The sequence below is a fragment of the Micromonospora musae genome, from assembly GCF_003626635.1.
Classification (GTDB): Bacteria; Actinomycetota; Actinomycetes; order Mycobacteriales; family Micromonosporaceae; genus Micromonospora; species Micromonospora musae.
Map to the genome: position 1 here is coordinate 213,074 of NZ_RAZT01000003.1, position 24,010 is coordinate 237,083.

General features: G+C 71.0%; 24 protein-coding genes and 1 tRNA gene. 8 read left to right on the forward strand and 17 right to left on the reverse strand.

Annotation, left to right across the window (positions count from 1 at the left end):
* The first annotated feature begins 3 nt into the window (after positions 1–3).
* Positions 4–225, forward strand: a complete 222-nt coding sequence (locus D7044_RS06825; RefSeq protein ID WP_120677951.1) for a hypervirulence associated TUDOR domain-containing protein — start codon at positions 4–6, stop codon at positions 223–225.
* A complete protein-coding gene (locus tag D7044_RS06830) occupies positions 212–679 on the forward strand; it encodes a DUF3140 domain-containing protein (protein WP_120677953.1) in 468 nt (155 codons plus the stop codon). Before D7044_RS06825 ends, D7044_RS06830 begins: the two co-directional genes overlap by 14 nt.
* Positions 680–936: 257 nt before the next feature.
* On the opposite strand, the gene polA is transcribed toward D7044_RS06830, so the two are convergent.
* The 11 genes from polA to D7044_RS06885 all read right to left on the reverse strand — a co-directional run bounded on the left by polA (position 937) and on the right by D7044_RS06885 (position 13,583).
* The gene (gene polA, locus D7044_RS06835) at positions 937–3,636 is read right to left on the reverse strand and encodes a DNA polymerase I (protein ID WP_120688312.1); all 2,700 of its coding nucleotides are present in this window, start codon (positions 3,634–3,636) and stop codon (positions 937–939) included.
* 177 nt (positions 3,637–3,813) lie between these two features.
* Positions 3,814–4,623, reverse strand: a complete 810-nt coding sequence (locus tag D7044_RS06840; RefSeq protein WP_120677956.1) for an amino acid ABC transporter ATP-binding protein — start codon at positions 4,621–4,623, stop codon at positions 3,814–3,816.
* Positions 4,620–5,591: an amino acid ABC transporter permease gene (locus D7044_RS06845; protein WP_120677958.1), complete on the reverse strand. Its 972-nt coding sequence runs from the start codon at positions 5,589–5,591 to the stop codon at positions 4,620–4,622. The genes D7044_RS06840 and D7044_RS06845 overlap by 4 nt, the downstream gene beginning before the upstream one ends.
* Before the next feature lie 6 nt (positions 5,592–5,597).
* Positions 5,598–6,503, reverse strand: a complete 906-nt coding sequence (locus tag D7044_RS06850) for an ABC transporter substrate-binding protein (protein WP_120677960.1) — start codon at positions 6,501–6,503, stop codon at positions 5,598–5,600.
* Between the two features lie 35 nt (positions 6,504–6,538).
* Entirely contained in the window at positions 6,539–7,249 is a 711-nt protein-coding gene (locus tag D7044_RS06855; protein ID WP_120677962.1) for an ABC transporter ATP-binding protein, read from the reverse strand.
* A complete protein-coding gene (locus tag D7044_RS06860) occupies positions 7,239–8,084 on the reverse strand; it encodes an ABC transporter ATP-binding protein (RefSeq protein WP_120677964.1) in 846 nt (281 codons plus the stop codon). Before D7044_RS06860 ends, D7044_RS06855 begins: the two co-directional genes overlap by 11 nt.
* Positions 8,077–9,222, reverse strand: coding sequence for a branched-chain amino acid ABC transporter permease (locus tag D7044_RS06865; protein WP_120677966.1), 1,146 nt, complete (start codon positions 9,220–9,222; stop codon positions 8,077–8,079). Before D7044_RS06865 ends, D7044_RS06860 begins: the two co-directional genes overlap by 8 nt.
* Positions 9,219–10,169 carry a branched-chain amino acid ABC transporter permease gene (locus D7044_RS06870; RefSeq protein ID WP_120677968.1) on the reverse strand — a complete coding sequence of 317 codons (951 nt, stop codon included), beginning with the start codon at positions 10,167–10,169 and terminating at the stop codon, positions 9,219–9,221. Before D7044_RS06870 ends, D7044_RS06865 begins: the two co-directional genes overlap by 4 nt.
* A 105-nt stretch (positions 10,170–10,274) precedes the next feature.
* Complete coding sequence (locus D7044_RS06875; RefSeq protein ID WP_120677970.1) at positions 10,275–11,432, reverse strand: branched-chain amino acid ABC transporter substrate-binding protein; 1,158 nt, start codon at positions 11,430–11,432, stop codon at positions 10,275–10,277.
* Between the two features lie 220 nt (positions 11,433–11,652).
* Positions 11,653–12,885: a hypothetical protein gene (locus tag D7044_RS06880; RefSeq protein ID WP_199716518.1), complete on the reverse strand. Its 1,233-nt coding sequence runs from the start codon at positions 12,883–12,885 to the stop codon at positions 11,653–11,655.
* A gap of 77 nt (positions 12,886–12,962) precedes the next feature.
* Positions 12,963–13,583, reverse strand: coding sequence for an ANTAR domain-containing response regulator (locus D7044_RS06885; RefSeq protein WP_120677972.1), 621 nt, complete (start codon positions 13,581–13,583; stop codon positions 12,963–12,965).
* Positions 13,584–13,680: 97 nt separating this feature from the next.
* Between D7044_RS06885 and D7044_RS06890 the strand changes: the two genes are divergently transcribed.
* Positions 13,681–13,764 (forward strand) — tRNA-Leu (locus D7044_RS06890).
* A 32-nt stretch (positions 13,765–13,796) separates the two neighbouring features.
* Positions 13,797–14,546 carry a transcriptional regulator gene (locus D7044_RS06895; protein WP_120688313.1) on the forward strand — a complete coding sequence of 250 codons (750 nt, stop codon included), beginning with the start codon at positions 13,797–13,799 and terminating at the stop codon, positions 14,544–14,546.
* 33 nt (positions 14,547–14,579) lie between these two features.
* On the opposite strand, the gene D7044_RS06900 is transcribed toward D7044_RS06895, so the two are convergent.
* Complete coding sequence (locus D7044_RS06900) at positions 14,580–15,530, reverse strand: SDR family oxidoreductase (RefSeq protein WP_120688314.1); 951 nt, start codon at positions 15,528–15,530, stop codon at positions 14,580–14,582.
* Between the two features lie 102 nt (positions 15,531–15,632).
* Here D7044_RS06900 and D7044_RS06905 point away from each other — a divergent pair, with 102 nt between their 5' ends.
* Together D7044_RS06905 and D7044_RS06910 are read left to right on the forward strand one after the other, a co-directional pair.
* Positions 15,633–16,208, forward strand: coding sequence for a TetR family transcriptional regulator (locus D7044_RS06905; protein ID WP_120677975.1), 576 nt, complete (start codon positions 15,633–15,635; stop codon positions 16,206–16,208).
* Positions 16,205–16,855, forward strand: coding sequence for a Rossmann-fold NAD(P)-binding domain-containing protein (locus D7044_RS06910; RefSeq protein ID WP_120688315.1), 651 nt, complete (start codon positions 16,205–16,207; stop codon positions 16,853–16,855). The genes D7044_RS06905 and D7044_RS06910 overlap by 4 nt, the downstream gene beginning before the upstream one ends.
* 28 nt (positions 16,856–16,883) lie before the next feature.
* Here D7044_RS06910 and D7044_RS06915 read toward each other — a convergent pair whose 3' ends face one another.
* Positions 16,884–18,062: a trans-sulfuration enzyme family protein gene (locus tag D7044_RS06915; protein WP_120688478.1), complete on the reverse strand. Its 1,179-nt coding sequence runs from the start codon at positions 18,060–18,062 to the stop codon at positions 16,884–16,886.
* An 83-nt stretch (positions 18,063–18,145) separates the two neighbouring features.
* Between D7044_RS06915 and D7044_RS06920 the strand changes: the two genes are divergently transcribed.
* Together D7044_RS06920 and D7044_RS06925 are read left to right on the forward strand one after the other, a co-directional pair.
* On the forward strand, positions 18,146–18,625 hold the full coding sequence (locus D7044_RS06920) for an Lrp/AsnC family transcriptional regulator (RefSeq protein ID WP_120688316.1): 480 nt from the start codon (positions 18,146–18,148) through the stop codon (positions 18,623–18,625).
* A gap of 46 nt (positions 18,626–18,671) precedes the next feature.
* Positions 18,672–19,682 (forward strand): LLM class flavin-dependent oxidoreductase, encoded by a 1,011-nt coding sequence (locus D7044_RS06925; RefSeq protein ID WP_407663360.1) that lies wholly within the window; start codon positions 18,672–18,674, stop codon positions 19,680–19,682.
* Between the two features lie 707 nt (positions 19,683–20,389).
* Here D7044_RS06925 and D7044_RS06930 read toward each other — a convergent pair.
* The 4 genes from D7044_RS06930 to D7044_RS06945 form a co-directional block, all read right to left on the reverse strand.
* Complete coding sequence (locus D7044_RS06930) at positions 20,390–20,854, reverse strand: RrF2 family transcriptional regulator (RefSeq protein ID WP_120677981.1); 465 nt, start codon at positions 20,852–20,854, stop codon at positions 20,390–20,392.
* 57 nt (positions 20,855–20,911) lie between these two features.
* Complete coding sequence (locus D7044_RS06935; protein WP_120677983.1) at positions 20,912–21,796, reverse strand: acyl-CoA thioesterase; 885 nt, start codon at positions 21,794–21,796, stop codon at positions 20,912–20,914.
* Positions 21,793–23,241, reverse strand: a complete 1,449-nt coding sequence (gene pyk, locus D7044_RS06940; protein ID WP_120688317.1) for a pyruvate kinase — start codon at positions 23,239–23,241, stop codon at positions 21,793–21,795. Before pyk ends, D7044_RS06935 begins: the two co-directional genes overlap by 4 nt.
* A 247-nt stretch (positions 23,242–23,488) precedes the next feature.
* Complete coding sequence (locus D7044_RS06945) at positions 23,489–23,854, reverse strand: YciI family protein (protein ID WP_120677987.1); 366 nt, start codon at positions 23,852–23,854, stop codon at positions 23,489–23,491.
* Positions 23,855–24,010: the final 156 nt, after the last annotated feature.

Consider the following 24,010-nt stretch of genomic DNA (forward strand, 5'->3'; position numbering starts at 1 on the left):
GGCATGGCCGAGAAGAGCGAGTTCCGCGAGGGTGACCACGTCTCCTGGGCCAGTCACAGCGGTCGGGCGTACGGCGTGGTCAAGGAGAAGCTGGTCGACCGGACACACGTACGCGGGCACGCCGTGAACGCCTCCGAGGAGGAGCCGCAGTACCGGATCCGCAACGACGACTCGGGCCGGGACGTCGCCCACCGTCCGGAGGTGCTGCGCCGTGAGCCGCGCTGACGAGGGCCGCGACACCTACCGGGAGTTCACCGACGCGGTGAATATGAAGCCCGGCGAGCTGTCGAAGTGGCTGGAGACCGACGAGTCGAAGCATGTCGGCTGGCGGAAGAAGGGCACCAAGGCCGGCGAGTCGGTGGGCCACGAGTCCGGCCGCCGGATCCTCGACCTGCTGCGCCGCAAGCGCGCCGAGCTCTCCGAGGCCGACTTCCGGCACATGCGCAAGGTCGTCGGCTACGTACGCCGGCACATGGCCCAACGCCCGTCGGGAGACGTGCGGAACACCAAGTGGCGCTTCTCGCTCATGAACTGGGGGCACGACCCGCTCAAGGGGCCGCTGCCGCCGCCCGGCGGCCCGTCCCGTCGGGCTCTCGAACGCCGGGGCTCCCCACCGAAGTCTCGCCGGGGAGTGGGACGGCAACCCGCCGAGCGGCGCTCGTCCCGCCGGGCGAGCTGACCAACGGTCGCACCTGGTCGGCCCCGGATCGCGCCGGGCACACCGTCCGTTCCCGTACTGGCCGGCGTGATGCTCCGGGTCACCGACGGCAACCTGCACCGCGGCCGACCCAAGGGCGGCGGAGGCCACCGTCACCGCGACCCGCGCTCGTGATCGGTGCTCCGGTGGCGAGCGCCCCGACGCCGGCGCCGGGACCAGCGCGAGCCGGCCGGCGTTGGTCGCCGTGCCGGCTCGCCGTGGTGCTGTTGCGCGGACCGTCAGTGGTCGGCGCTGTTCCAGTCCCGCCCCTCACCCACGGAGACCTCCAGCGGCACCGCCAGCGGGTGCGCCGCCCCCATCTCCCGGCGGACCAGCTCCTCCAGCGCGGGCCGCTCACCCGGGGCCACCTCGAAGACCAGCTCGTCGTGCACCTGCAGCAGCATCCGGGAGCCGAGCCCGGCCTCCCGCAGCGCCCCGTCGACCCGCAACATGGCCACCTTGATGATGTCGGCCGCGGAGCCCTGGATCGGGGCGTTGAGCGCCATCCGCTCGGCGATCTCCCGCCGCTGCCGGTTGTCGCTGCCCAGGTCGGGCAGGTAACGGCGACGGCCGAGGATCGTCGAGGTGTAGCCGTCGTGCCGGGCGCGGGCCACCACCTCCTGGAGGTAGTCGCGGACCCCGCCGAACCCGCCGAAGTAGTCCTCCATGAGGCCACGCGCCTCCTCGGTGCTGATCCCGAGCTGCTGCGAGAGGCCGAACGCGCTCAGCCCGTACGCCAGGCCGTAGTTCATCGCCTTGATCTTGCGGCGCTGGTCGGGCGTCACCTCGCCGAGCGGCACCGTGAAGACCGAGGACGCCGTGGCGGCGTGGAAGTCGGCGCCGGAGTTGAACGCGTCGATCAGGGCGTCGTCCGACGACAGGTGCGCCATGATCCGCATCTCGATCTGGCTGTAGTCGGCGGTGAGCAGGCACTCGTACCCCTCCCCCACCACGAACGCCCGGCGGATCCGCCGGCCCTCCTCGGTGCGGATCGGGATGTTCTGCAGGTTCGGTTCCGTCGAGGAGAGCCGCCCGGTCGCCGCGACGGTCTGGTTGAAGGTCGTGTGGATCCGGCCGTCGTCGGAGACCGACTTGAGCAGTCCGTCGACGGTGGACTTCAGCTTGGCCACGTCCCGGTGACGCAGCAGGTGAGCGAGGACCGGGTGCGGGTTCTGCGCGTAGAGCCACTGCAACGCGTCGGCGTCGGTGGTGTAGCCGGTCTTGATCTTCTTGGTCTTCGGCAGCCCCAGCTCGCCGAAGAGGATCTCCTGCAACTGCTTGGGCGAGCCGAGGTTGAACTCCCGCCCGACCGCCTCATAAGCGCCCTGCGCGGCGGCCTTCACCTCGGCGGCGAAGTGCGCCTCCAGCTCGGAGAGGTAGTCGGTGTCGGCGGCGATGCCGGTGCGCTCCATGCCGGCGAGCACCCGCATGAGCGGCAGCTCCACCCCGGCCATCAACCGGGCGGACTGCTCACCGTCGCGGGACAGCTCGGCGTCGATCGCGTCGGCCAGGTCGAGGGTGGCCCGCGCCTGGAGCATCAGGTTCTGCTCGGCCTCGCCGTCGTCGCCCAGGCCCTCCAGGGTCAGCTGGCCGGTCTCCGGGGCGTCGACGCGCAGCTCCCGGTGCAGGTAGCGCAGCGCCAGATCGGTCAGGTCGTAGGAGCGCTGGTCGGGGCGGGCCAGGTAGGCGGCGATCTGGGTGTCGCGGGCGATGCCCTCCAGCGACCAGCCCTGCGCGGCGAACGCGAGCACCGCCGGCTTGCTGTCGTGCAGCACCTTCGGCCGCTCGCCGTCGGCGAGCCAGCCGGCCAGCGCCGACTCGTCGGCCGCGTCGAGCCCGCTCGGGTCGAACCAGACGGCGGCGCCGGCCTCGGTGGCCAGCGCCACGCCCGAGACGGAGGCGGTGTGCCGCCGGTTCGGGCCGGTGTCGAGCTTCACCGCCATGCCGACCGGTGCGCCGGCCGGGGCGTGCGTGCCGAGCCACGCGCCGAGCGCGCCGGGCTCGGTGAGCACCTCGCCGGCCAGCTCGAAGCCGGCCTCCGCCTCCGGCTCCACCGACTCCAGATACTGGTAGAGCCGATCCCGCAGGATGCGGAACTCCAGGGTGTCGAAGACCTGGTGCACGGCCTCCCGGTCCCAGCCGGGCCAGCGGGCGTCCTCGGGGCGCAGCGGCAGCTCCAGGTCGGAGACCAGGCAGTTGAGGTCGTAGTTGCGGATCACGTCGGCGAGCCGCTCGCGCAGGCTGTCACCGGCCTTGCCCTTGATCTCGTCGGCCCGGGCGACGACCCCTTCCACCCCGCCGTACGCGGTGATCCACTTGGCGGCGGTCTTCGGGCCGACACCCGGGACGCCGGGCAGGTTGTCGCTCGTCTCGCCGACCAGGGCGGCCAGGTCGCGGTAGCGCTCCGGCGGGACACCGTACTTCGCCTCGACGGCCGCCGGATCCATCCGGGCCAGGTCGGAGACACCCTTACGCGGGTAGAGCACTGTGACGTTCTCGCCGACGAGCTGGAAGGCGTCCCGGTCACCGCTGGTGATCAGCACCGACATGCCCTGGTCGCGGGCCTGGCAGGCGAGGGTGGCGATGACGTCGTCGGCCTCGTAGCCCTCCATCTCCACCACCGGGATGCGCAGCGCCGCGAGCACCTCCTTCACGAGGCTGACCTGCCCCTTGAAGTCGGTCGGGGTCTCGCTGCGGCCGGCCTTGTACTCCGCGTACTTCTCGGTGCGGAACGAGCGGCGGGAGACGTCGAAGGCGACGACGATGTGGGTCGGCTGCTCGTCGCGCAGCACGTTGATCAGCATGGAGGTGAAGCCGTAGACCGCGTTGGTCGGCTGCCCTGTCGTGGTGGAGAAGTTTTCCACCGGCAGGGCGAAGAAGGCCCGGTATGCCAGGGAATGTCCGTCGACGAGGAGTAGGCGCGGCGTGGTAGCTGTCACGGCAGCGACTCTAGCCCGGACGTACGACCAAACCCGCAGCGACATGGCGGGGGACGGCGCGCAGCGGGCCGCGCACCCGTCACCGCCGCGGCCTCGCCTCATTCCGCCCGCCGAGGGCGGCGGACGCGGGAGAGACGAACCGGGCGGACGGGACGCCCACGACGGGCGTCCCGTCCGTCACAGCACCTTGGCCAGGAACGCCTTCGTGCGGTCGTGCACCGGGTTCGCGATCACCTCGCGCGGGTTGCCCTGCTCGACCACCACGCCGCCGTCCATGAAGACCAGCCTGTCGCCGACCTCGCGGGCGAAGCCGATCTCGTGGGTGACCACGATCATCGTCATGCCGTCGCGGGCCAGGTCCTTCATGACGTCCAGCACCTCGCCGACCAGCTCCGGGTCGAGCGCGCTGGTCGGCTCGTCGAAGAGCATCAGCTTCGGCTGCATGGCGAGCGCCCGGGCGATCGCCACCCGCTGCTGCTGGCCGCCGGAGAGCTGCCCCGGGTAGTTGCCCATCTTGTCGCCTAGACCGACCCGGGCCAGCAGCGACTCGGCCCGTTCCCGGGCCGCGACCTTCGCCTCCCGCTTGACCCGCACCGGCGCCTCGATCACGTTCTCCAGGGCGGTCATGTGCGGGAAGAGGTTGAACCGCTGGAACACCATGCCGATCGAGCGGCGCTGCGCGGCGACCTCCTTCTGGCGCAGCTCGTGCAGCTTGCCACCGTGCTCCCGGTAGCCGATCAGCTCGCCGTCCACCCGGATCGAACCGGCGTTGATCTTCTCCAGGTGGTTGATGCAGCGCAGGAAGGTCGACTTGCCGGAGCCGGAGGGCCCGAGCAGGCAGCACACCTCGCCGCTGCGCACCTCCAGGTCGATGCCCTTGAGCACCTCGAGGTGGCCGAAGGACTTGTGCACCTGCTCGGCCTGGACCATCAGGCCCGACTCGGCGGCCGGCGCGCCGGCCTGCGCGGGAACGGTCAACTCACTCATTGCGCTCCGCCCCCACCCTGCTGGGCCGCCATGGTGCGCAGCCGGTCACGGGCCTGCGCCGTCGGGCCGTAACCCTTGCCGAAGTGCCGCTCCAGATAATGCTGCCCGACCAGCAGGATGCTGGTCAGGAAGAGGTACCAGAGGCAGGCGGCCACGTACATCGGGAAGATCTGGAAGGTCCGCTTGCCGACCGCGTCGAGCTGGAAGAAGAGCTCGACGGTGACCGGCACGTAGAGCAGCAGCGACGTGTCCTTGAGCATGGCGATGGTCTCGTTGCCCGTCGGCGGGATGATCACCCGCATCGCCTGCGGCAGCACCACCCGGCGCAGCAGCTGCCCGCGGCTCATGCCCAGCGCCTGGGCCGCCTCGGTCTGCCCGCCGTCCACCGACTGGATACCCGCCCGGACGATCTCCGCCATGTACGCGGCCTCGGAGAGCGCGAGCCCCAGCAGGCCGGCCATGAAGCCGGTGATGATGTCGCGCGAGGAGAACCCGAAGAGCCGCAGCTGCAGGTTGTCGATGCCGAACAGCTGCCCCAGCTGGGTGTCGAAGGGCACCCCGAACTCGATCCGGCTCCACAGGATGCCGATGTTGCCGAAGACCGCCAGCAGGACGAGCCGGGGGACCGCCCGGAAGAACCAGGTGTAGAGCCAGCCCACCCCGCGCAGGATCGGGTTGTCGGAGAGCCGCATGATCGCGACCAGCACGCCCAGCACTACGCCGATCAGCATGGCCAGCACCGTCATCAGCACGGTGCCGCGCAGCAGCCCCTCGATGATCGGTGGACGGAACATCTTGTCCACCATGAAGGACCAGTTGAAGGCCTTGTTCGTGACCAGCACGTGGACGAACATCGCGGCCAGCACGGCCAGCACGGCCACCAGGATCCAGCGGCCGGGGTGCCGTACGGGCACGGCCTTGATCGGTTCCGGCCGCGCCCGTACGGTTGTCACTTCCTCGGATGCCATGTCGCGTTACGGGTTGATCGCGGGGTCCGTGATCGCGCCGTCGCCCACCTTCCACTTGTCGAGCACCGTCTTGTACGACCCGTCGGCGATCAGCGCCTTCGTGGCGTCACGGACCGCCTCGGCGAACGCCGCCTGGTCCTTCGCCACGACGTAGCCGTACGGCGCCGCCTCGTACTGCTTGTCGAGCAGCTCGAGGGCCCCGTTGGACTGGGTCACCGCGTACACACCCACCGGGTAGTCGGCGAGCATCGCGTCGTCCTTGCCCGAGACCACGGCGGCCGTCGCGGCGTCCTGGCCCGGGAACTGCTCGACGGTGATGGCCGGCTTACCGGCGGCGGTGCACGCCTGCGAGCGCTTCTGGACGTCCTCGACCTGGACGGTGTCCTTCTGCACGGCGATCTTCTTGCCGCAGGCGTTGTCCAGCGCGACGCCGGCCGGGTTACCGGCCTTGGTCACCCACTGGGTGCCGACCTGGAAGTAGCTGACCATGTTGGCCTGCGCCTTCCGCTCGTCGTTCACCGTGAACGAGGAGACGCCGACCTCGTACTTGCCCGTGTTGACACCGGTGATGATGTCGCCGAAGGGCGCCGAGACGAACTCGGCCTGCAGGCCGAGCTTCTGGGCCACCGCGCGGAACAGCTCCACGTCGAAGCCGATCACGGTCTTGCCGTCGGTGTCGAGGTACTCCGCGGGGGCGTACGTCGAGTCGGTACCCACCACGATCTTGCCGTCCGCCTTGATCGCGGCCGGCACCTTGTCCGACAGCGAGGCGTCGGCCGAGGCGCTGACCGAGGGGCCGGAGCCGGCCGAGTCGGCGGGCTCCTCCTCCCCACAGGCGGCGAGGGAGAGCAGCAGCGCGGCCGCCCCGGCGGCGCCGAGCAGAGCCCGGCGTCCACCAGTGATGTTGAACATGACGTGCACTCCTTGGGATGAGGGGTGGCGGCCGGTCAGGCGACGCCGAGGTAGGCGTCCTTGACCGACGGGTCGTGCAGCAGCTCCTCACCGGTTCCGCTCTTGACGATCCGGCCGGTCTCCAGCACGTACGCCCGGTGCGCCCGGGCCAGCGCCTGCTGCGCGTTCTGCTCCACCAGCAGGATGGTGGTGCCCTGCTCGTTGATCTCGGTGATGATCGTGAAGATCTGCTGGATGAGCATCGGAGCCAGCCCCATCGATGGCTCATCGAGCAGCAGCAGCTTCGGCCGGCTCATCAGCGCCCTTCCGACGGCCAGCATCTGCTGCTCACCGCCGGAGAGCGTACCGCCCTGCTGCTTACGCCGTTCCGCCAGGCGTGGGAAGAGACCCAGCACCCGGTCGAGGTCCTGGGCGATGCCCGCCCGGTCCCGCCGGGTGTAGGCACCCATGTCCAGATTCTCCAGCACCGTCATGCCCGGGAAGATGCCCCGGCCCTCGGGCGCCTGGCAGAGCCCCCGGCGCACCCGGAGATCCGCCCGGAGCTTGGTGATGTCCTCACCGTCGAACCGGATCCGGCCGCTGGCGACCGGCCGGATCCCGGAGATCGCGCGCATCGTGGTCGACTTGCCGGCGCCGTTGGCACCGATCAACGCCACGATCTCGCCCTCTTCCACGGTCAGGCTGATGCCGTGCAGCGCCTGGATCCGCCCGTACAGCAGGCTCACATCGTCGATCTCAAGCAGCATCGTCCGGCACCCCCAGGTACGCCGCGATCACCTTCGGGTCGTCCCGCACCTCGGCGGGGAGCCCCTCGGCGATCTTCTTTCCGAACTCCAGCACCACGATCCGGTCCGTGACGCCCATGACCAGTCGCATGTCGTGCTCGATCAGCAGCACGGTCACGCCGGTGTCCCGGATCTGCCGGATGAGCTGGAGCAGCTCCTCCTTCTCCGCCGGGTTGAAGCCGGCAGCCGGCTCGTCCAGGCAGAGCAGCACCGGGTCGGTGGCGAGCGCCCGGGCGATCTCCAGCCGCCGCTGCTCACCGTAGGAGAGGTTGCGGGCGAACTCGTGCATCCGATGCCGGATGCCGACGAACTCCAGCAGGCGCTCGGCCTTCTCCCGGCCCGCGCGCTCCTCCTTCCAGTACCGCGGCAGGCGCAGCAGCGCGGAGATCACGCTGGTCTTGTGGTGCGCGTCCGCGCCCACCAGCACGTTCTCCTGCGCGGTCATCTCCGGGAAGAGGCGGATGTTCTGGAACGTCCGCGCCATGCCCGACCGGGTGATCTGGTGCCGCTTCTTGCCGGCGATCTTCTCGCCCCGGAACCGGATCTCACCCTCGGTGGGCTGGTAGATGCCGGTCATCGCGTTGAAGCAGGTGGTCTTGCCGGCGCCGTTGGGGCCGATCAGACCGAGGATCTCGCCCTTGTACAGGGTGAAGTCCACCTCGTTGAGCGCGACCACGCCGCCGAAGCGCAGCGTGACGCGGTCCACCTCCAGCAGCGGCTCCCGATCGGGCACCGCCTCGACCGCCGGGGCGGTCGCCTGCGCCGGAACTGCCGGCTTCTGCTCCGTCTCACTCACCGACGGTCACCTCCTTGCGGCGGTCCTTGAACTCCGCCGCCCGTCGCCGGTTCGGGATAAGGCCCTGCGGCCGGAAGATCATCATCACCACGAGGACCAGACCGAAGAAGAGGAACCGGTATTCGTACAGTTCGACGCCGAACAGCTCGATGCCGCGGAACCGCTCGATCATGTACGCGACCAGCCCACCGCCGACGATCGCGCCGACGATGTTGCCCGAACCACCGAAGATGACCGCGGCCAGGATGATGATCGAGTTGAGCAGCTCGAAGTTCTGCGAGTTCACGAAGTTCTGCTTGCCGGCGAAGAGCGCACCGGCCAGGCCGGCGATCGCGGCGCCCGCGGCGAACGCCCAGAGCTTGAACTTGAAGGTCGGCACGCCCATCAGCTGCGCGGCGTCCTCGTCCTCCCGGATCGAGATCCAGGCCCGGCCGACCCGGCTGTGCGTCAGGTTCCGCACCCCGATCACGACCACGATGATCAGCGTGAGCACCAGCCAGTAGTACGGACGGGCGTCGAGCACACCGAAGATTGGCTTGCCGTCGGTGTACTGGCCCGGCGGGTGCGGGATCTGGTTGAAGCCCCGCTGGCCCTTCAGGAAGGGCGAGCTGACCGCCGCGATCCGGATCATCTCGGCGAAGCCGAGGGTCACCAGCGCGAGGTAGTCACCGCGCAACCGCAGCGTCGGCGTACCGAGCATGACGCCGGAGACCATGGTCAGCGCGATCGCGATCGGCACCACCAGCAACCACGGCCAGAGCGTCTTGATGTCACTGCTCGGCGAGGTCAGCACCGCCACGGTGTACGCGCCGACGGCGAAGAAGCCGAAGTAGCCCAGGTCGAGCAGGCCGGCGAAGCCGACCACGATGTTGAGCCCGACCGCCATCAGCACGTAGATGGAGACGGTGAAGAGCACCTGCGTGAAGTTCGCGCCCGGGGTCGGGATCGGCCCCAGATACTGGTAGAACTCCTTGTTCGGCAGCGCGTAGAAGAACACGATCACCGCCGCCAGCAGCACCCAGCGCACCCAGCGCGGGGCGTGGTGCCAACGCTGCGCGACCGCCTCGCGACCGTGGCGCAGCCGATCCCGCAACCCTTCGCGTTGCTCCGGGCTCGGCGGATTAACGGTCGTCGTCATGCCCGTGCCCTCCCCAGGGATTCGCCCAGCAGACCGGTGGGCCGGAACATCAGCAGCACCACCAGCACGGCGAAGGCGGCGAAGTCCTTCCACTGCGAGCCGAAGAGACCCGACGCGTAGTTCTCGATCACGCCCAGCAGCAAACCGCCCACCAGCGCCCCGCGCAGGTTACCGATGCCACCGAGCACCGCGGCCGTGAAGGCCTTGAGGCCGAGCAGGAAGCCGACGCTGTAGGTCAGCGTCTGGATCCGGACGTCGTAGAGCAGCCCGGCGACGCCGGCCATCGTGCCGCCGGCGATGAAGACGATCAGGATGATCCGGTCCTTGTTCACACCCATCAGCGCGGCGGTGTTGGCGTCCTGGGCGACCGCCCGGATGCCGCGGCCGACCCGGCTGCGGTTGACGAACATGTCCAGCGCCACCATCATCGCCAGCGCGGCGCCGACGGTGAGCAGCTGCACCGCGTCGATCGGCGCACCGAAGACGTGGAACAGCGGCTTCGTGCTGACCAGGATGGGAGCGCCCTCCGGCAGTCGGCGGGTGTAGACGCCGAACGCCTCCGAGATGGCGATCGACGCGCCGATCGCCGTGATCAGGAAGGCCAGCGGCGGCGCGTTGCGCTTACGCAACGGCCGGTACGCCACCCGCTCGATCACGGTCGCCGTGCCGGCGGAGGCGATCGCCGCGACGATCATCGCCACCAGCAGGTAGAAGAGGATCGACCCGACGCCGCTGACCTGCGAGTTCTGGTCGAGACCGAATCCGTTCCAGGTCCAGATCGCGGCGAACGCGCCCGCGATGAAGACCTCGGAGTGGGCGAAGTTGATGAGTCGCAGCACGCCGTAGACCAGCGTGTAGCCGAGCGCGACGAGAGCGTAGATGGCGCCCTGCGTCAGGCCGGTCGTGGTGTACTGCGCGAAATTGGAGAATAGATCGTCGAAGTTCAATGAAGGGACGCTCCATCAGGTCTGGAGAGACAAAGGGGTGCGGCCGGGAGCGAGCTCCCGGCCGCACCCGCGATCACGAATCAATCGCTGTAGCAGCGACCGATGTCAGGACTTCGGGATCTCCTGGTCCGGGACGACCTTGCCGCCCGTCACCTTGAAGGCCCAGACCTTGACCTGCGCCGGGTCCAGCTCGCCGCCCTCGACGAACTTGTAGCTGGCCGCGACACCCTCACCGCTGTAGCCCTTCACGAACTCCAGCAGCCCCTCACGGGTGGTCTTACCGTCCTTGATGCCGGCGAGCAGGATGTTGGCCGCGTCGTAGGCGGTGTCGCTGTAGGTGCCCGGGTCGACGCCGTTGAGCGCCTTGAACTCCTCGATGAACGTGCCACGCGCCTCGGTGGCCGGCTGGCACGGGCAGGTGAGGATGGTGCCCTCGGCCGCCGCCGCGCCCGCGGAGGTGATGTACGCGCCGTCGTTGACGCCGTCACCGGCGACCAGCGGAGCGGTGACCCCGGCAGCGGTGAGCTGCTTACGGATCAGGCCGGCCTCCTGGTAGTAGCCGCCGTAGAAGACCGCCTTCACGTTCGCGGCCTTGACCTTGGTGACGACCGCGGAGAACTCGGTCTGCTTGCCCTCGCCCTGGACCTTGTCCGTGCCGACGACCGCCGAGCCGAGCACCTTCTGGACCTCCTGGGAGAGGCCGGCGCCGTAGGCGGACTGGTCGTCGATGACGAAGACCCGGTCGGCCTTGATCACGTTCTTGATGTAGTTACCGGCCGCCGGGCCCTGGCTGAGGTCGTTGCCGACCGCGCGGAAGAAGGTCTTCCAGCCCTGCTGGGCCAGGGTCGGGTTGGTCGCGGACGCGGTGATGGTCGGCAGGCCCGCCTCGTTGAAGAGCGGACCGGCAGCCTCCGACTCACCCGAGTACGCCGGGCCGACGATGCCGAGGATCTTCGTGTCGTCGATGGCCTTCTGCGCCAGACCCGGGGCCTGGTCGGGGCTGCCCTGCGAGTCCAGCTCGACGAGCTCGACCTTGCAGTCGGCGTTCTCCTTGTTGTACTTGTCGACCGCCAGCTTGACGCCGTTGTTCTCGTTGATGCCGAGCGCCGCCGAGCTACCCGTCAGCGCGCCGAAGAACGCGATCTTGTTACCGCACTTGTCGCCGGACGCGGTCTCTTCACCGCCACTGGAGCAAGCGGCGCCGCCGGCGACGAGCGCCAGCATGGCCACTCCACCGATCACACGCGTGAGCTTCTGCCTCAAGGCCCGAACCCTCCTCCGTCCCATGGTTCGAACCACCCGCCGGCCATTGGCCCTTGCGGAGCGTACGAACCCGACCGTCGTCTCCGGTCTGGGGCCGGACGTTATCCCACCGCAGAGCAGTGACGTAAGTCCCGAGCGACTGGGTTGACCGAACCGTTACACGGCGTGGCGGATTGGAAACGATCGCTGTAAGAACATCCTCATCAGACGCCCCAGAAGTTCAATTCCACGTGCTGGGAAGGGATTTATCCCCCTCGTCGGCGGCGAACCCCGAGACCGGCGTCCACCAGACGCGCGGACCCCGACCGTCGTCGGCGATCAACAGCAGTCGCTCCCCCTGGGCGGCCACCGCCACCGCGGTCTCGCCGGTGTCCGCGACCACCACCGGCATCCGCACCGACCGCCACGAACCACCAAGGTCATCCGAGTACCAGAGCACATGACCCGCACCGGCCCGGGCCACCGCCAGCAGACCCGAACCGACGGCCACCAACCCGGACACCGTGGCCACCCCCGGCCCGGCCGCCGGGAACCCCCCGGCCTCCCGCCACCGCGTCGCCGCCCCGTCCGCCACCGGATCGGCGACCCCACGCCACGCCGCGAACCGGTCCCCCGCCGGACCCACCGCCACCACCGCGCCGCCCACCGACACCACCCGCTGCGCCTGCCCCCGGCCGCTCGCCGCCGGCAGCTCCGCCCGCCGCCACCCCAGCCCATCCCGGGAGGTCCACGCCAACGGCGCCAACCCCGTCCCGCCGGCCGGCAACACCGCCCCCACCACGAGCCAACCCGAACCGGTCGCCAACCCGTCGTACGCCGCCGTCCGACCCCGCCCGTCACCGGCCAGCTCGGGCAACCCCGCACGCAACGTGAACTCCCGGCCGTCGGTGGAGGCCCACACCGCCGCCCCGTCGACCCGCGACCCGACGATCAACCAGCCGGACGGGCCGGCCACCAACCGGGCCGCGCTCACCGCACGGGGACCGCCGAACCGCTCGAACGGCGCCGCCACTTCCCGGACCGCCCCGTCGGCGCCCTCGACCCAACTGCCGATCCGCGGATTGCCGTGCACCCCACCACTCGCGGTCCCGAGCGCGGCAAGCCGGCCGTCGCGGCACGCGGCGGCGTAGAGCAGGTGCTGTCGACCGTAGAAACTCGACGGCACCAGCCGCGACACCGACCAGATCGCACCGTCGACACTCGACCAGACCGCCGGCCGGGTCGCCCCCGCCGGCTCCGCCACCCCGCCCACCACGTACCACCGGCCGGCGCACGCCGCCGCGTCCCGCAGCAGCGGACGGCCCGGAGCGCCCGGCGGCACCGGCAACGTCAGCGGTCGCCACACCGGCTGGACCGCACGCGGATGGTCGCCGCCGGACGGCGTCACCCGCTCGCAGCCGGTGAGGAGCACGGCGAGCAGGCCGAGCACCACCATCACCTGCCGGACCGACACGGATCCGATGCTATCGATCGATGGTCGTCGGCGCGCTCCCCGCGCGGCCCTTCCCGGACGGCCGGGGCGTACCTCGATCAGGGTGCAGGACGCGGCGCCTCGCCGCCGGCGGTCTCCACGAGGATCCGCTCGGCGACCTCCTTCATGGTCATCCGGTGGTCCATCGCGGTGCGCTGGATCCACTTGAACGCCTGCGGCTCGGTCATCCCGTAGGTGGTCATCAGGGCGCCCTTGGCGCGCTCCACCGCCTTGCGGACCTCCAGGCGATCGGTCAGCCCGGCCACCTCCGCCTCCAGGGCGGCGACCTCGGAGTAGCGGGAGAGCGCGATCTCCACCGCCGGGACCAGGTCACTCTTCTGGAAGGGCTTCACGAGGTACGCCATCGCGCCGGCCGCGCGAGCCCGCTCGACCAGGTCCCGCTGGCTGAAGGCGGTCAGGATGATCACCGGGGCGATCCGGGCGCCGGCGATCCGCTCGGCCGCCGCCAACCCGTCCATGATCGGCATCTTGATGTCGAGGATCACCAGGTCGGGCTTGAGCTCCTCGGCGAGCCGGACGGCGGTCTCGCCGTCGCCGGCCTCGCCCACCACCTCGTAGCCCTCCTCGACCAGCATCTCGGCGAGGTCCAGCCGGATGAGCGCCTCGTCCTCGGCGATCAGTACCCGCCTGCGCTCGGCATCCGTCTGCGTCTCGGCCACCCCTACCCCCACCAGTCGAGCTTCTGCACGGTCACCCACCCATGCTCTCGCAGAAGCCTAGTCGGGTACAGTGGGCCACACCCCGCGCAGGGGTGACGCCGGGATGGAGGAATCGGCAGACTCGGATGCCTCAAAAGCATCTGCCCGAAAGGGCGTGCGGGTTCAAGTCCCGCTCCCGGCACATCTGTCGTACGGCTGTTCGAGAATGCTCGCGTGCATCCCCGCGAGATCCGCGCTCGAGCACGCGAGCAGCACCTGGCCGGCCGAACGGTGGCGGAGGTGGCTCGCGGCCTCAACCTCCCCTACCCCACCGTCTGGCATTGGTGTAACGACCGGCCGAATCCCCGGCGACACGGCACTGAGCTGCGCTGCTTTCGATGCCGGGACGACGTCGACAATCCGACAGACCCGAATTCCCACGCATACCTGCTCGGTCTCTACCTCGGCGACGGCCACCTGGTCACCAGTTCACGAGTGCCGGTCCTGCGGATCTACTGCACCAACACCTGGCCGAACCTGATCGACGCGTGCGAACAGGCCATGACGGCGGTGCTCGCCGGCTCCGTGCAGCGAGTGCAGAAGCAGGGGTGCGTCGGCGTGCAGAGCTACGGCACCCACTGGCCCTGCCTGCTCCCCCAGCACGGGCCGGGCAGGAAGCACGAGCGGCCGATCGTCCTGGCCGGGTGGCAGCGGGAGATCGTGGCCGCTCACCCGGGCGACTTCGCGCGAGGCCTGTTCCACTCCGACGGCTGCCGGGTCGCCAACCGGGTGACGGTGCGGGGCCGGCAGTACGTCTACCCGCGCTACCTCTTCACCAACGAGTCGGCCGACATCATCGGCCTCTGCCAATGGGCCCTCGACCTGCTCGGCGTCGCCTGGCGGATGAAACGGCGCAACTCGCTCTCCGTCGCCCGGCGGGACGCGGTCGCCACGCTCGACCGGCACGTCGGCCCGAAGTCGTGAGGTCGGCACCGTCGAGGCCAACCGGCGGACGCGTCAGTGACCGGCGGGCGCCACGGAGTGAAGGTAGTTCACGCCGGTGAGCCGCTCGGACTCCTGCCAGAGCCGCGCGGCCACGGCGGCGTCCCGCGACCGCCGCGACTTGCGCGCCACGGTGGGCTCGCCGGTGAGGCCGAACGGGCCGCCCGGCCCGTAGTACTCGCCGCCGGTCGCGTGCGGGCTGGTGGCGGCGTAGAGGGTGGGCAGGGCGCCGTGGTCGACGTCCTGCCAGAACCCGGGGATGCGCAGGGTGAGCCGGGTGGAGAGCGGCATCGCGCTGCGAGCAAGACCGAGGCTGGGGCCGGCGGTTTGCAGGTTGGTCCGGGTCGCGCCGGGGTGCGCGGCGTTGCTGAGCAGGTGCCAGTCGTAGCGGTCGCTGCGTCGCTGGAGTTCGTCGGCGAACATCAGCGTGGCGAGCTTCGACTGGGCGTACGCGCGCTGGGCACCGTACCGGCGCTCGCCCTGCAGGTCGTCGAAGTCGATCCTGCCGAAGTGGTGGGTGCCGCTGCTGAGAGTGATCACCCGGGGCTCGTGGCCGGCCGTCAAGAGTGGCAGCAGGCGTCCGGTGAGCGCGAAGTGGCCCAGGTGGTTGGTGCCGAACTGCAGCTCGAAGCCGTCGGCCGTGGTGTGCCGGGTCGGGACGGCCATCACTCCGGCGTTGTTGACCAGCAGGTCCAGCGTCCGCCCGTGGGCGGTGAGCCGATCTGCGAAGTCGGCGACCGAGGCGAGGCGGGACAGGTCGAGTTGCTCGACGCGGAGTCGGGCGGCGGGCGTGGTGGCCCGGATGTCGTCGGCGGCGAGGTCGCCCTTTCGGACGTCGCGGACCGCGAGGATCACCTCGGCGCCCGCTGCGGCGAGGCGACGGGCGGTCTCCAGGCCGAGGCCGCTGTTCGCTCCGGTGACGACGGCGAGCCGGCCGGACTGGTCGGGGACCGTGAAGCCACTCATGCTTCTCCTCCAGACGATGTAACTGAATGGTTGGTTACTTGCCTAGTGAAGCACGTGGGCGACGGCTCGGCAACTAACTGGTTAGTCGGCTATCCTGGCGCTATGGCACGGGACGCGGAGGACACCCGGCGCCGGCTGCTCGCCGCCGCCGCCGACGAGTTCGCGCAGCGCGGCATCGCCGGAGCACGGGTGGACCGGATCGCCGCCGCCGCGGGTGCGAACAAGGCGTTGATCTACACCTACTTCGGCAACAAGGACCAGCTCTTCGACGCGGTCTTCGACGCGCTGGTGGTGAGCACGGTCGCGGAGGTCCCGATCGATCCGGGCGATCTGCCCGAGTACGCGGGCCGTCTCTTCGACCGCAACCAGACCCATCCGCAGGCCCTGCGACTGCTGCTCTGGCACTCCCTGGAACGCGGCGGAATGGTGGCGTTGCCCGAGGCGGTGGCCCTGTCGAACGCGGACAAGGCGGCGGCGATCGCCGCGGCCCAGCGCGCCGGCCGGCTCCCCGACCGCTATCCGCCGGAGGAGCTGCTGTTGCTGGTCGTCGCGCTCTCCATGCTCGGCTCGGCGGAGCTGGCCCCCGCCGATGGTCCGGAGGCGCTGAGCCGACGCCGACAGACGGTCACCGACGCGGTGGCCCGGCTCGTGGCGCGCGACAGGGAGGAGCAGCGGTGAGGGTTGTCGTCTTCGGCGCGACCGGGATGGTGGGGCAGGGTGTGCTGCGGGAGTGCCTGCTCGCCGACGACGTGACGAGCGTGTTGGTGATCGGGCGGACGCCGACCGGCCGGCAACACCCGAAGCTGCGTGAGATCACGATCCCCGACGTCGGGGAGCTGGCCGGGGTGCGCGACGAACTCTCCGGCGTCGACGCCTGCTTCTACTGCCTGGGCGTCTCCTCGCTGGGCCTGGACGAGGTCACCTACACCCGGGTCAGCTACGACTATCCGGTGGCCGCGGCCCGGCTGCTGGCCGAGGTGAGCCCGGATGCGACGTTCGTCTACGTCTCCGGGCTCGGCACCGACTCCTCGGAGCGGGGGCGGGCGATGTGGGCGCGGGTCAAGGGCCGCGCCGAGAACGCGGTGCTCGGTCTGCTGCCGAACGGCTACGCGGCGCGGCCCGGGTTCATCCAGCCGACGCACGACGTGGTGTCGAAGACCCGCTGGTACCGGCTCGGCTACGCGGTGACCCGCCCGCTCTTCCCGGTGCTGCGTCGGCTCTTCCCGAACCAGGTGACCACCACCGACCTGCTGGGCCGGGCGATGCTGCGGGTGGCCCGGCAGGGTTCGCCCCGGCGGGTGCTCTCCGGCCGCGATCTGGCCTGAATCGTCCGCCGCGCGGTCGGTGCCGCTGTCAGCCGATCAGGGCGAGCGCCTGCGCCAGGTCGGCCCGCAGGTCCTCCGGGTCCTCGAGACCGACCGAGATCCGCAGCAGTCCCCCGTCGGGCTTGGCGTCGCCGGCCACCGGGCGGTGGGTCAGCGAGGCGGGGTGCTGGATGAGGGTGTCCACCCCGCCGAGGCTGACGGCGTGGGTGATCAGGCGGCAGGCGCCGGCGACGGCGGCGGCGGCGGGCGCGCCGCCGCGTACGTCGATGGCGAGCAGGCTGCCGGTGCCGCTCATCTGCCGACCGACGAGCCCGGCCGGGTCGTGCAGGGATGGGTGGTACACCCGCTCGACGGCGGGGTGGTCGGCGCACCAGCCGGCGAGCTTCTCGGCGGCTGCCTGCTGGGCGCGGACCCGGATCGGCAGGGTCTGCAGGCCACGGTGCAGGAGGTACGCCCCGAGCGGGTGAAGGATCGCGCCGGTGACCGCGCGGACCTGCCGGAGCCGGGCCGCCCAGTCGGCGTCGCAGGCGACGACGCCGGCGAGGACGTCGCCGTGGCCGCCGATGCTCTTGGTGGCGCTGTGCAGGACGAGGGTGGCGCCGTGCCGGGTGGGCCGCTGGAGCACCGGGGTGGCGACGGTGTTGTCGACGAGGAGTGGCACGTCGCCGGCGGCGTGGGCGAGGGCGGCGATGTCGACGAGGTCGCAGGTGGGGTTGGCGGGAGTCTCGACGATGACGAGCGCGGTGTCGGGGCGTACGGCGGTGGCGATCTCGTCGGGGCGGGCCCAGGTGACGGCGGTGCCGAGCAGGCCGGTGGCGAGCACGTGGTCGGTTCCGCCGTAGAGGGGGCGGACGGCGACGACGTGGCGGCGGCCGTCGCGGGTGGCGGCGAGCAGGGTGGCGCTGAGCGCGGCCATGCCGCTGGCGAAGGCGACGGAGGCGGCGGTGCCTTCGAGATCGGCGAGGGCGGTCTCGAACCGGGCCACGGTGGGGTTCCAGAGCCGCTGGTAGACGGCGCTGTCGCCGGGTGCGAGCGGTCCGCCGGTGGCGAGGTGCTCGTAGGCGTCGCCGCCGGCGGAGACCGACGGCAGCGGGTTGGTAGTGGAGAGGTCGATGGGCGGCACGTGGACGCCGAGTGCGTTCAGGTCGTCGCGTCCGGCGTGCACGGCGCGGGTGTCCACGGTCGTCACGACGGAAGCGTCGAATATCAGGCTGATGTGACGCAATAGCTCCGAAGATGATTCTGTGAGTAGGGATTGTATGCGAGTGATATTCGATACAGGATGGCCGGGTGACCCTTGTATCGAATGATCTGCGGCCGCCGTCCGCCCTCGACGACACCGACCGCGCGATCCTCGCCGAGTTGGCCGCTGACGGGCGGATGCCGAACAACGCGCTGGCGGAGCGGGTCGGCGTGGCGCCGTCGACGTGTCTGGCGCGCACCCGGGCGCTGCGGGAGAGCGGGGCGATCCGCGGTTTCCACGCCGAGATCGACCCGGCGGCGCTGGGTCTGCCGTTGCAGGCGCTGGTCTCCGTGCGGTTGAGCGCGCACGACCGGCAGGTGGTGGATGCGTTCCGGGCTCGGTCGGTGCGGCTGCCGGGGGTGGTGTCGGTCTTCCACGTTGCCGGCGCGGAGGACTACGTGCTGCACGTGCGGGCGGCGTCGGCGGACGCGCTGCGGGACTTCGTACTCGATCACCTGGCCGTGGACCCGGCGGTACAGCACACCCAGACGAGTTTGATCTTCGAGCAGGCGCGGGGCGTGGGTTGAGTCGCATCCGGGAACAAACCCGACGTCCACGGGGTTGGCCACGCTTGTGATCGACGTACCGCTCTCCGTTCTTGACCTTGCGCCGGTCGCCACCGGCGCCACCCCGGGCGAGGCCCTGCGACACACCACCGAGTTGGCCCGCCGCACCGAGGAGCTGGGCTACCACCGGTTCTGGGTGGCCGAGCACCACAACATGCCGGCGATCGCGAGCTCCGCCCCGCCGGTGCTCATCGCGCACCTGGCGGCGGCGACCTCGACGATCCGGCTCGGTTCTGGCGGGGTGATGCTGCCCAACCACGCGCCGCTGGTGGTGGCCGAGCAGTTCGGCACGCTGGAGGCGCTGCATCCGGGCCGGATCGACCTGGGCATCGGCCGCGCCCCGGGTACGGACCAGGTGACGGCGCTGGCGCTGCGCCGGACCATGGAAGGGCTCTCGGCCGAGGGGTTCCCCCGTGAGCTGGCCGACCTGATGAACTACTTCAGCGGCGAGCAGCCGGGCCCGATCACCGCCACTCCAGGCCTGGGCGAGCAGCCGGCGGTCTGGCTGCTCGGTTCGAGCGGGTTCAGCGCCCAGTTGGCCGGTCTGCTCGGACTGCCGTTCTCGTTCGCGCACCACTTCAGCGCGCAGAACACCCTGCCGGCGCTGATGCTGTACCGGCAGCACTTCCGGCCGTCGCGGTTCCTGGAGAAGCCGTACGCCATGGTGGCGGTCAACGTGTTCTGCGCGGAGACGGACGAGCGCGCGCACTGGCTCGCGGGGCCAGCCGGGCTCTCCTTCCTCCGAATGCGCTCCGGCCGGCCGCAGCCGTTGGCCACCCCGGAGGAGGCCGCGGCGTACCCGTACACCGAGGTCGAGCGGGAGTTCATGGCGCAGCGCCTGGAGGGTCAGGCGGTCGGCTCGCCGGAGACGGTGCGCCGTCAGCTGACCGAGCTGTTGGCGCGGACCGGCGCGGACGAGCTGATGCTCACCACGATGGTCTACGACGTGGCGGACCGCGTGCGCTCGTTCGAGCTGGTCGCCGAGCAGGTCGCCGGCGGCCTGCGGAGGAATGCCTGAAACACGATCTTCATGCTGGTGTCACCCCCGCGACCCGGACGGGGCCTAGGTTCATATCCGGTGGTGGTACGGCATTCCCGGTCGGGACGGGTCGGGAATGCCGCGGTGTGGCGCACCGGGCCGTAGCTGGGCGGATTCCGCGGCTGCGGCCCGGTGCCTGCCGCGACACCGTCTCGTCGGCGCGCATTTATCGGACCCTCTGGACGCTCGGGCGTTGACGCTCTGGTCGGTGCTGCCTCGCTGGTCCGTGCTGCCGAGCTGTTCGAAGGCTGACCCCTCGCCGTGCCGCTGCCGACCCCCTGATTCCCGGCCGTCGGCCATTACGGAGCGCGACTTTCCGGCGGGGTGGAGTGGACCTCGCCGCCGCCTTTGCTCTGCACCCCTATACGCGCCAGTCGCACACCGTCACCGAATTCGGCTGCCCGACTCGGGGCTCGCCTTCGAAAACCCCAGCTCGGCGGGGTGGTGCGTCGGCGGGTGCAGAGCAAAGGGCCGAAAGAGCGAGGCACCGCCAGGCGGCGGCGGCAGCTCTCCGTAGTCAGTACGGACGGTTACTTCGGTGGCGGAGCGGCCGGACAGGGCCCGCCGGCCCGGACAGGGCCCGCCGGCCAGGACAGGGCCCGCCAGCCAGCGCGCGGCGCCGGCGGTGGCGGTGGCGGGGCGGGACTGCGGTGGTGCGGGCGGGGCCGGCAGGCCCAGTCGTGGGATCAGGTCCAGGCGCGCGGGTCGGCGGCCAGCTCGGTGACCCGCGACGGCAACGTCCCGCCGGCCACGTCGGCGATCGTCACCAGCTCCAGGATCTCCCGCTCGCTGGCCCGCAACGCGATCCAGACCTCCTGCAACGAGCGGGCCGGGCCGTGGTAGCCGAGCTGCTCCGGACGCTGCCCCCGAACGTGGGCGAGCGGCCCGTCGATCACCCGGATCACCTCGGCCAACGAGATCTCGTCCGCCGGGCGGGCCAGCCAGTAGCCGCCCTCGGGACCACGCTGGGCTTGGACGATGCCGCCGCGGCGCAGCTGCAGCAGGATGCTCTCCAGGAACTTCGGCGGGATCTCCTGGGCCCGGGCGATCTGGTCGGCGGTGACCGGCCGGCCCCGTCCCGGCCCGGTGGCCGTCGCCGCGAGCTCGGCGGTCGCACGGAGGGCGTAGTCGACCCGAGCGGAGAGACGCATGCCGCAAAGGTTATCGGGCTGGTCAGCCGCCCGGTCCGCCGCCCCTCGGCCGATCGGTCACGCGCCGACGCGCCGCAGCAGCCCCTCCTGCACGGCGCTGGCGATCTGGCGGCCGTCCGTGGTGAACATCCGCCCGGTGGCCAACCCCCGGGCACCCGACGCCGACGGGCTCCAGCAGTCGTAGAGGAACCACTCGTCGGCGCGGAACGGCCGGTGGAACCAGAGCGCGTGGTCGAGGCTGGCCCCGACGACCCCGCCCGGACCCCACACCTCGCCGTGCACGGAGAGCACCGAGTCGAGCAGGGTCAGGTCGGAGGCGTACGTCAGCGCGCAGGCGTGCAGCAGCGGGTCGTCCGGCAGTTTGCCGTCGATCCGCATCCACACCCGCTGGTGCGGGTTGGCGGGGCGGTCGCCCGGGCGGACCCAGCCGGGCTCGCCGACGTAGCGGACGTCGATCGGGCGCGGGATCTGGGACCAGATGCCGAGCCGTTCGGGGTAGCGGGCGAGCCGGTCGGGCATCGTCGGCACCTCGTCCGGCCCCGGCACGTCCAGCGGCGCCGGCGCCTGGTGGTCCAGCCCCTCCTCCACCCGCTGGAAGGAGGCCGACATGAAGAAGATCGGCTTGTCGTGCTGGAGGGCCACCGAGCGGCGTACCGAGAAGGAGCGCCCGTCCCGGACGTTCTCCACCTGGTACTCGATCGGTTCGGCCGGGTCGCCGGGGCGGACGAAGTAGCCGTGCAGCGAGTGCACGAACCGCTCCCGGTCGACCGTACGGCCGGCGGCCACCAGCGCCTGGCCGGCGACCTGCCCGCCGTACACCCGCTGCGGCCCGACGGGCGGGCTCATCCCCCGGAAGGTCATGGTGGCGGTCTGTTCGAGATCGAGCACCTCGAGCAGCTGGTCGACCGCGGCCTGGCCGACCACGACCTTCGGGTCGGTCACTGCAAGGCCCGCGCCGAGGCCGCGTCGACCAACGATCCGAGCTGGTGCACGCGGAGCGTGTTGGTCGAGCCGGGGGTGCCGGGCGGGCTGCCCGCCACGATCACCACGTAGTCGCCGGGGTTGGCCCGGTTGAGGCCGAGCAGCGCCTCGTCGACCTGGCGGAACATGTCGTCGGTGTGCTCGACGAAGGGCATCAGGAACGTCTCGACGCCCCAGGCGAGGGCGAGCTGGTTGCGCACCTCCGGCACGGGGGTGAAGGCCAGCAGCGGCAGGTCACAGTGCAGTCGGCTGAGCCGCCGCACCGTGTCGCCGGTCTGGGAGAAGGCGACCAGCGCCTTGGCGCCGATGGCCCGTGCGATGGAGGAGGCGGCGATGGTGAGGGCGCCGCCGTGGGTACGCGGGTCGTGCTGCAGCCGCGGCACGGCGAACGAGCCGCACTCGGTGGTCGTCACGATCCTGGCCATGGTGCTGACGGTGAGTACCGGGTACTTGCCGACGCTGGTCTCACCGGAGAGCATCACCGCGTCCGCGCCGTCGAGCACCGCGTTGGCCACGTCGGAGGCCTCGGCGCGGGTCGGGCGGGAGTTCTCGATCATTGAGTCGAGCATCTGGGTCGCCACGATGACCGGCTTGGCGTTCTCCCGGCAGAGCTGCACGGCGCGCTTCTGCACCAGCGGGACCTCGTCCAGCGGCATCTCGACGCCGAGGTCACCGCGGGCGACCATGACGCCGTCGAAGGCCAGCACGATGGCCTCCAGGTGGTCCACCGCCTCCGGCTTCTCGACCTTGGCCAGCACCGGCCGCTGCACTCCGACCTCGTTCATGATCGCGTGCACGCGCTTGATGTCGTCGGGCGAGCGGACGAAGGACAGCGCGATCATGTCGGCGCCGAGGCCGAGCGCGAAGCGCAGGTCCTCCTCGTCCTTCTCCGACAGCGCCGGGACGCTGACCGCCACGTTCGGCAGCGACACGCCCTTGTTGTTGGAGACCGGGCCGCCCTCGGTGACCAGGCAGCGGATGTCGTTGCCCTGCACGTCGGTGACCTCGACGGCGACGCGGCCGTCGTCGATCAGCAGCCGGTCACCGGGCTTCACCTCCTGCGGCAGCCGCTTGTAGGTGCAGGAGACGCGGTCCTTCGTGCCGAGGATGTCGTCGCTGGTGATCACGACGGAGTCGCCGGTGCGCCACTCGTACGGGCCGTCGGCGAACTTGCCCAGGCGGATCTTGGGACCCTGGAGGTCGGCGAGGACCGCCACCGGGTGACCGGCCGCCTCGGCCGCCTCCCGGACCAGCCGATAAACGGCTTCGTGGTCGGCGTGGCTGCCGTGACTGAAGTTGAGTCTCGCCACGTTCATCCCGGCCTCTACGAGCCCCCGGATGCGCTCCGGGGAAGAGGTGGCGGGGCCGAGAGTACAGACGATCTTCGCGCGGCGTGTCACGCCCATCAGGCTAGTCTCTCCTCCGGGTCGGCCTGCTGACCGACCCCCTCGCGGGCTGCGGAACAATTCTCCACCGACACGCGAACACGCGTGGAACACAGGGTGGAGCCGCATCCGGGACGTTCTGGCTGGCGGGCAACGGCGACCGCGCGCCGGGAATCGTACGCCTCCCGTCCCGGCCGGGCGCCGGGTCCTCCCGGCCCGAGCGCGAGCCGCACCCGCACGAAGTCAGTGGCCGTCCGCGCCGCCGCCCTCAGCTCTCGGTCTTCGCGAGGGGGAACTCCAGCGACCCAGCCGGGCAGAGGAAGGTCATCACATCCACCCGGTAGAGCCCCGCCTGCACCGCGGGGTCGGCCTCCATCACGCTGCGCACGTCCTCCACGGAGCCGGTACGGGCCAGCCCGAACCCGATCGGCGGGTCCGGGTTGTCCGCCCGCCCGTCGACCGAGCCGGAGACCAGGACGATGCCGCGCCGGTGCAGCGCGTCCATGTGCTCGGCGTGCTCGGCCTGCAGCCGCTGGATGGTCTGGGTCGACAGCGCCCGGCCGGCCCGCCCCGGGTAGAGCACGATGCACTCGTACGTGTCGAGCGCGAAGTCGACCTGCGGCACTCCCGCCATTGCAGCCCCCTCCCGCCGTGCGCGCCGTCGCCCGCCCACGGGTCGGCATCACCGGCACCGGCTCAGCGTCGCACGGGCCGTGACGGCGTGGTCGCCGCTCGGTCATTCCGGCCGGAGCGCCCCGTTCCGACCGGAGCTGCCGGATCCGTTCCGTCC